Consider the following 7,532-nt stretch of genomic DNA (forward strand, 5'->3'; position numbering starts at 1 on the left):
CTGAAATCGGCGGTGAAATTGCGGTTCACATGGTTCGCAACTGTTGGATTAATCCTTTTCTTTGCGCGTCCCATCCAATGAAAAAATGAATGTTTCTTCCTTAATTATCTATTTCGGGATGAAGCCCATAGATGGTTGTAAGTGTTGTTTTTGTCATAATGACCTTTTTTTAGTTTCTTGGAAGGACTATCAAAAACTTAAAGATACTCTCTTTTAAGATCTTGTAATTTTGGATCATCAGACAAATCAGCTATCTCAGTTGATTTCTTTTGAGCACAGGTTATGATATCTTTATATGATGGATATATAGAACACCAAGAGGTACCACCAGATTTTCTTTTAAAATACAAAAAATATTTCTTTTGATATACACATTTCATTGTGGGTTCTATAATATACTATGAAATCGATATGCCAAAAGAAGAAATGCCATATCTGCTGCATTGATACAAATATGCTGTTAACAAAAAAAGATATACATCAGATACAACAACAAGGGTATCCACAAGACTATTTTGTACGACAGGACAAGTACTGGCTAAAACTAAAAAATAGAAACAATCTCTGCGTTTTTCATAACAGCAAGATATGTACAATTTATCGATATCGACCTGAAGGTTGTAGACTGTATCCTTTAACATATGAAAAAGAATCAAAAAATCCAATCTTTGATACAGAGTGCCCGTATACTACTTATTTTTCTTATAATAACTTAAAAGTTCAACAATTATTGAACCTGATCTCAAGGATTGAGTACGAACGCAAAGAAAGAAAAAACAAACAAAGTGGGCCCGTCCGAATTTGAATCGGAGTCTCTAGCTCCCAAAGCTAAAAGGATGGACCAAGCTACCCCACGGGCCCAGAGAGACAACATCCGTGAAACTCAATTATCTATTTAAAAACTATGCTCTTTTCTGAGTGTTTGGTTTGTTATTAATAGAAATACCAAGTTTTTCTAGATCTTGGACACACTGAGTAATATTATGAAAAACAATGCCATACAGACCCATTTCAACTGCACTAACCACATTTGTTTTTTGATCATCGATAAAAACACATTCACCAGGGGTTAAATCAAGTCGATCAAGCATTATTGTATATATTTTTTTATCTGGCTTTACTACATGCTCTGTACAGGAAAAAACTATCGTGTCGAAGTGTGGATATCTTTGTTCGTAAAAAAACTCTAGAACTGGTTGTTCAGTATTCGATAATAAACCAATACGATATCCCTTTTTTTTGAGAGTAGATACGAGCAAAAACATATTTTGATTTTCTTGATATGCATGTTTAAATACTTTTTTCCAGAGATCTTCTCGTGGTGCTGATACGTTCATTACTGAACATACTAAGTTCCAAAATTCTTGTTCAGTGATGAGGTTTTTTTGAAATGCACTTAGATAGTTTTTATATGTGCTAAGAAATTTTTTTTTTGGAACATGAAAATAGGACGAAAAAAATCGAACAAATTCTGGAGTAGGATCTTGTATCAATACACCACCCCAATCAAAAATGATTGCTTGGATCATTATATATGTTAAGATTTTAAATTGTTAAATATTTTATGTGTGTGATGCTGTGTGGCATGATTTGAGATAGAGAATGTGCATATCTTTTTTGGGATGCACAGTATGAAAAAGAAACGGTGGGGTAAAAAACACGAGGATAACAGAGATTGGAAGCACTATAATGAGAGATTGGTGAAGCGTGGGGAGTTTTTGGTGAACCCTCAATTTCTCGATGGTTGGCGTGGTGAGATCAAGAGGATGAATCAGGGGAAGGTGGGGCAACCGTATACGTATCCTGAGTCGTTGATTCTGTTTTGTGCCATGTTTTGGAGTAAAGGGTTTTGACTTTCGAGCGATACAAGGTATTGTACGAGCGTTTTCCAAGAGACTGGGACCGTTTCCCGTGATCTGTTCCAGTCAGATCCGCAGGCGAATACTTTCACTTCCCGTATCGTTCAGAAGACGAGTGGGGAAGATGATTGTGAGCTGTGATGGTTCTGGGATGAAGGCGGGGAATCGTGGGGAGTGGATTCGGCAGAAATGGCGTGTGAAACGGGGGTGGATCAAGGTTGTCATTATGGGTGATACCAATTGGTGATATCGTGGATATCCGTATTGGGAATGAGAATCTAGATGAACGAACTGCTGCTCGGGGGATGATCAGGAACCATAAGAAAGAGGTCAAGAAGGTGTTGTTGGATGGGTTCCATGATTGCGAGGAGACGTTTGATCTCTGTGATCAGTGCGGGATAGAACCAGGGATTAAGATTCGGAAGAACGCTTCAGAGAAAGGGTTGGGTCCTAGGCCGCGTGAGGTACGACAGTATAAAAAGAAGCAGTATAAACGATGGGTGAAGGAGAAAGGGTACGGGTATCGTTGGCCAGCGAGTGAAGGGATTTTCTCTGCAGTGAAACGCATGTATGGTGAATCTGTCAGGAGTTATAGGATACGGAATATGTATCATGAGGCGATGTTGAAGTTTTGGGCGTATCAGCAACTGCGTGATATGGCATAAAAAACAGCAACACTTATGGGCATGAGCGGAAGCCAGGGCTTTTTTACGGAATCATGCCACACAGCAGTGTGTGATCAAAATCCGTAGTCATGAATTTTTTGTATCAAACGTGAGTAAAAATACATGCTTTTTTTTCCTTGTCGTCATTCCTTTTTTATAAATAATTTTACTTGTTCACCGCCTATGATACATATTTATAATTTCATCAGAATCGTTTTTTGAATCGTTATTATTTTGAGGGAAATGTCTTGTGGTTTATTTTTTTCCATCTTTGTGGTATATGTTTTTGATATACGAACTCTTTTTAATTAAACATTTTGACATTTTGACAAGCAACATTTAAATAGGAATTTTGTTAGATACTATCATGCTATATGTTAGCATATAATGTGGGTTTGGAGGGTGAATTAAAAAATGAAACCGTATAAAAGTAAAATAGGAGAATATGGAGTGAGATGGGAGCGTGTCGAAGGGTATAAAAGAAAAGACGGAACATATGTTTCTCCGTATATGAAAAAAGTAGTGTATTCCTGGAAAAATAAGAAAGAGACATAATAACTGCCAGCAGCAGGAGAAACTCCTCCAATCCTTCTCTAATTTTTTATTTTAGTATAAAAAAAGATACTAATCGGAGAATATAAGTAACGAAAAAACATTACCGGTTTGGATGCAAATCACAACAAAAAAAATTTATGACCTAGTCAGAGACATTACAACTGAAGAAGAATTTGAACAAAAATTACAACAGTTATCAGATCACTATGATGCTCTTTTTGATGAACAGACATGTGCATTACTTATCATTGATGAATTAGGTCGAAATAAACATAGTATAACATCAATACAGGATTTGCAGCTCAACAACGAATATACAATCATGGGAACCATAACAAATATTTCAGATTCACGAACATTTCAAAGAAAAAATGGCACCGAAGGACGAGTGATTAACCTTGATATCTGTGATAACACGGGTTCTTGTAAACTTGTACTGTGGAATGATGATATCCAGCAGATTGAAAAGAAAAAAATTTCACCAGGAACTACAGTGAAAATTATTAATGGACACACAAAAGAAGGACGGTATGGAATTGAAATTCACCTTAATCGATGGAGTTTTCTTGAAGTACCTGAAGAGAAGAAAAACACAATAGATGAACCAAAAATAAAAACAATACAGGGAATTTTAATACAAAAAGAACCTACACGACCTTTTTTTAAAGACACCGGTGAATTCGGCTTTGTTACAACAATACGCATACAGGAGGATAATTCCTTACAGAAAACCATAATCCTCTGGGATGACAAGGTTAAAGATATACAAAAATACAAGATAGGGGATACCATAACAATACATGGAGTCCAATATAAAAATAATAATGGCATCATTGAATATCATGTGAATGGAAAAAGTACGATAACATGAAAAACGAGTTAACAACCATCTTGTATGTACCGCTCATTTTTTTGTAAAGCATCATATGCCTTTTGAAGTTCTCTCCCAAGATACATATAATGATCAGGCTGTAACGAAGGGATATGCTTCGCTATTGTGTCACACAAAGCATCAGCGCGTGTTCCAACAAATACTTTTTCAAGACGACCTGAAACAATCTTATTCTCTTTATAAATATTTATATAATATTCAACGCGTATTTCTGGCGGGTGTAGTTCGATGACAAAAAAACCAGCGTCATCAAGGCGGATGTCTTTTTGTTTGGTTTTTTGTGCGTGGATTAATGGTATTTCTCGATCAACCATAGATCTGTTCACCTGCTTTAACAAGATTTTGTAATTTTTGAAATGCTACACGACGTTCTAATAAACGTTGACCACAATCAGGAGCAAGATGAATAATTTTTTCACCAAAAAGATGAAGTGCTTTTTGAATGTGATTGTAAATTTCTTCAACACTTTCAACTCGACTATGATCTGATTGGACACATCCGAGACATAGTTTCTGTGGAAAAGAATATTCTTTCATGATGTCGAGAAGCTTTGGTTTTGCTTTAAATTCGTGTGATAAAATTGAAACTGGCAGTTCAATGAGATTAGAAATAATTGAGGAGATATCACCACAAACATGAAGAGTAACGGGACATTTAACATGTTCAACAACTGTTTTTATCAGATCAGACGCATAGTCCGGCATACTATTTGAAAAAAAAGGTTCATCGATGCTAATAACGTCGACAATCTTATCCAATAATAGTGCTTCTTGATGGAGTGCCTTGGCAAATGCAAAGGCAACTTCTCGTTCGTTATGATAAAAAAGATCCACGCAGGATTGAGACATGGTATATGGGCCGGTTAAGACGCCTTTGATCTGTATGTTATTCGGTGTTATTGATCGGACGAATACTTGATCTGATATTGTTATCGGTTGTGTATATTCAATTGTATCAATGATTTCTGTCCGGTGACGAATGCGACATCCTTTTAGTTTTCGTGTAAATAATTGGATAAAAGGATCTCGTGTTTGCCCATCAGTTATGATTTTAATTCCGGCTGTAAGCATGTCGTGAACTGCTTCTTTGATATATGATTCCCACGAATACTTTGTTTGAAAAAAGTATGAATTCATCATTTCGGTGACGTTATAACTAATGGGATATGAACCAACGACGGTTGTCTGAAGCTTCGGATTCATTTCGTAAGTTTCCTCCGGGGATGTTGCTCTGAGGGTGAGATGCCAAAGTAGGTTTCTGTGTATTCTGATATGAGTATATTTTGCCATGCAAGTATTGGAAACACGTAGGGTGCAAGTTCACAGGGTCCAAATACTGCAAAGTCACCACCAAACAAAGGAATGTTCATATTCGATGCTGCATCCACAATTTTTCGTATTTCTTGAAATTTATGTAACCATGCTGATTTTTCAACGACGTTGTGAATAGCACACCCGGTTGGAAAGCCATATTCTTCTTTGAGTACGGGGATTGCAGCAAGTGCGGCGCCACTTCCGTCACCAGGAGCAAGTGCTGCTGTATCAATAAGGATATTTGAAATGCCGAGTTCCTTTGCCATAGCAAATAACCCTTGATCAATAAGATGTGCTCCATTTTCAAGAACCTCGATTTTCCCATCAGGTGATCGATCTTTAGGATTAAATGCGACGATGATCGCCGCAGCAGGGGTGTACTTTTGTAATGCTTTTAGTTCCTCTCGTGTTGTTCCAATATGGATAGAATTGTATATTGTTCTTTCAAGAAGGTTTCTATCTGCAAGCTGTTGTAAAATCACTGGTTTTATTCCGGGATCAAGAACATCTATTGAAAATGGATGTTTTTTTGGAATAAACTCTTCAATGAATCTTAGAATGGGATCAATATATGATAATTTTCGAATAAATAAATCAGGTATTGCAGGTATGTAAGTTTGTTCACTTAATTCAAACATCTGTTGAAGTTGATGACGAGTATCTGTACTATGTGGATCACCTTTAAAAAATAAACCACCGAAGAGTACTGTCGGATGTTGTCCCGGCTGCCCACCTATGTTAATGCCAGATAGTGAAAAAACTTTTTGATGTTGGGTAAACGAAAACATACTATGATTCACCTCTTTTTTTTATTCTCCCAAGATAGTTGAACGTGATCTTTGCATGTAATGCACGTTTATCAGTTAAATTGTTTGTGACTTGTGGTTTCATCTGAAGTGCTATATATGGTTTTCCAAAAGGAGCCGGTGCTTGTTTGATGCATTTTTCTATTTCATGGTTGATGATGTTGGGGTCTGTCTCTCCTATGAGATTGATCAGGATTATTTGTTTTTGGAATCGTTCTATAGCATCTTTGGTTAGATTTTCTATATATGGAATTGCACCTCGTGCTTGTTTTATCCTGTGGTTTTCGTCTATTCCGTACGTATGGAGTGCAACAAGCGAAGATCCTGACTGATGGCCACGAATATCTTCTCCGCAGATTAAGAGAAAACGGATATGGGGATTTGAAATAACATTTGCAATAATTTTTTCTATTCCAATATTTTCAGTTTTTAGATGACCGTATATAGCAACTGATGGTGGGGGTGTATAGTCGATGTTGAGAAGCACAACTGCGATACATCCTTGGAGAGTACATACTGTAAACTCTCCGCCCCATGGATAATATTTTTCTGTATCCATCTCCATTGTAGAACGAGCTCCTTACAATGAATACAAGAAAACTAATAGTATCATTTTAATGTGTCGGAAAAGCACAGTACACAGAAAGTGTTTCACCTTCGAATCGGTGCTGTTTAATACAAGAATACTCTAAATGATTTTTTTGTAGTATTTTAAATAATTTCTGTTCAGAGGCAAGAGAGCTAAAAACAAAATATATTTTCCCATGAAAAGTTAAATACTTCGGTACATCCTTAAGAAATCGAGTAATTATCTTGAGTCCATCTGGTCCACCATCAACAGCTACGTTCAACCATGAATCTATTTTTTCTCCTGCTTTTGTTGGAAGATACGGAGGATTAAATACGATGTAATCAAATTGTTCATGCTGAGCAATATGTGAAAAAAGATCACTATAGCGGATATCAAATGTGCCAAGGAATAAATGTTTATTTCTTTTATAATTCTGTTGGATTAGTTTTACTGCGAACGGATTGATATCGGTACAAACGACATGAGCTCCTTGTAATGCGCAGTTCAATGCGATAAGACCACACCCGCTGCCAAGTTCTAAAATATTCATACCTGGATGTACGTCAATTGTATCAGCTAGGAGAAATGTATCCTCTGCAGGTTCATACACTTCCGGATGAAGTTCGATAGTGAGACAGCCATAGTGAAATATTTTTTTTTCGTTTATTCCGCTCATTACCAATCAAAATCTCTAGTTTAATACGGGTTGATTCGCAAATGTTATTAAAAGATTACGAAGGTAGCGGCTACATCCCGAAATGAATCCATAAATTCAGCATAACGTCTCATTTTGCTGTGAGAATCACGCACAGCAAACAGAAAAAATCATAATTCAACAAGCTTTTTTACAGATTTTTTCAACAAAACCAT

At 36.5% G+C, this 7,532-nt stretch carries 8 protein-coding genes, 1 tRNA gene and 1 pseudogene; 3 read left to right on the forward strand and 7 right to left on the reverse strand.

Annotated features, from left to right (window positions below):
- Positions 1 to 786 precede the first annotated feature (786 nt).
- Positions 787 to 861, reverse strand: a tRNA-Pro gene (locus tag QXL17_08135).
- Positions 862 to 902: 41 nt separating this feature from the next.
- Positions 903 to 1,529: an HAD family phosphatase gene (locus QXL17_08140; GenBank protein ID MEM4259096.1), complete on the reverse strand. Its 627-nt coding sequence runs from the start codon at positions 1,527 to 1,529 to the stop codon at positions 903 to 905.
- 295 nt (positions 1,530 to 1,824) lie between these two features.
- On the opposite strand from QXL17_08140, the gene QXL17_08145 reads away from it, so the two are divergent.
- From QXL17_08145 to QXL17_08155, 3 genes and pseudogenes are all read left to right on the forward strand, one after another.
- Complete coding sequence (locus QXL17_08145; GenBank protein MEM4259097.1) at positions 1,825 to 2,106, forward strand: hypothetical protein; 282 nt, start codon at positions 1,825 to 1,827, stop codon at positions 2,104 to 2,106.
- A 157-nt stretch (positions 2,107 to 2,263) separates the two neighbouring features.
- Positions 2,264 to 2,524, forward strand: a pseudogene (locus tag QXL17_08150) (IS5/IS1182 family transposase).
- Between the two features lie 667 nt (positions 2,525 to 3,191).
- Positions 3,192 to 3,950 (forward strand): OB-fold nucleic acid binding domain-containing protein, encoded by a 759-nt coding sequence (locus tag QXL17_08155; GenBank protein ID MEM4259098.1) that lies wholly within the window; start codon positions 3,192 to 3,194, stop codon positions 3,948 to 3,950.
- Positions 3,951 to 3,958: 8 nt separating this feature from the next.
- Here the strand turns inward: QXL17_08155 and QXL17_08160 are convergent, their stop codons facing one another.
- Genes QXL17_08160 through QXL17_08180 form a run of 5 tightly spaced genes read right to left on the reverse strand, consistent with a single transcriptional unit; the run spans position 3,959 to position 7,338 of the window.
- A complete protein-coding gene (locus QXL17_08160) occupies positions 3,959 to 4,285 on the reverse strand; it encodes a DUF4346 domain-containing protein (GenBank protein MEM4259099.1) in 327 nt (108 codons plus the stop codon).
- Positions 4,278 to 5,174, reverse strand: a complete 897-nt coding sequence (locus QXL17_08165; protein ID MEM4259100.1) for a hypothetical protein — start codon at positions 5,172 to 5,174, stop codon at positions 4,278 to 4,280. The genes QXL17_08160 and QXL17_08165 overlap by 8 nt, the downstream gene beginning before the upstream one ends.
- Entirely contained in the window at positions 5,171 to 6,073 is a 903-nt protein-coding gene (locus QXL17_08170; GenBank protein MEM4259101.1) for a hypothetical protein, read from the reverse strand. The genes QXL17_08165 and QXL17_08170 overlap by 4 nt, the downstream gene beginning before the upstream one ends.
- 1 nt (position 6,074) lies before the next feature.
- Positions 6,075 to 6,656, reverse strand: coding sequence for a hypothetical protein (locus tag QXL17_08175; protein MEM4259102.1), 582 nt, complete (start codon positions 6,654 to 6,656; stop codon positions 6,075 to 6,077).
- Positions 6,657 to 6,705: 49 nt separating this feature from the next.
- Positions 6,706 to 7,338, reverse strand: coding sequence for a methyltransferase (locus tag QXL17_08180; GenBank protein ID MEM4259103.1), 633 nt, complete (start codon positions 7,336 to 7,338; stop codon positions 6,706 to 6,708).
- Positions 7,339 to 7,532 lie beyond the last annotated feature (194 nt).

The organism is Candidatus Thermoplasmatota archaeon, assembly GCA_038884455.1.
Classification (GTDB): domain Archaea; phylum Thermoplasmatota; class E2; order DHVEG-1; family DHVEG-1; genus JAWABU01.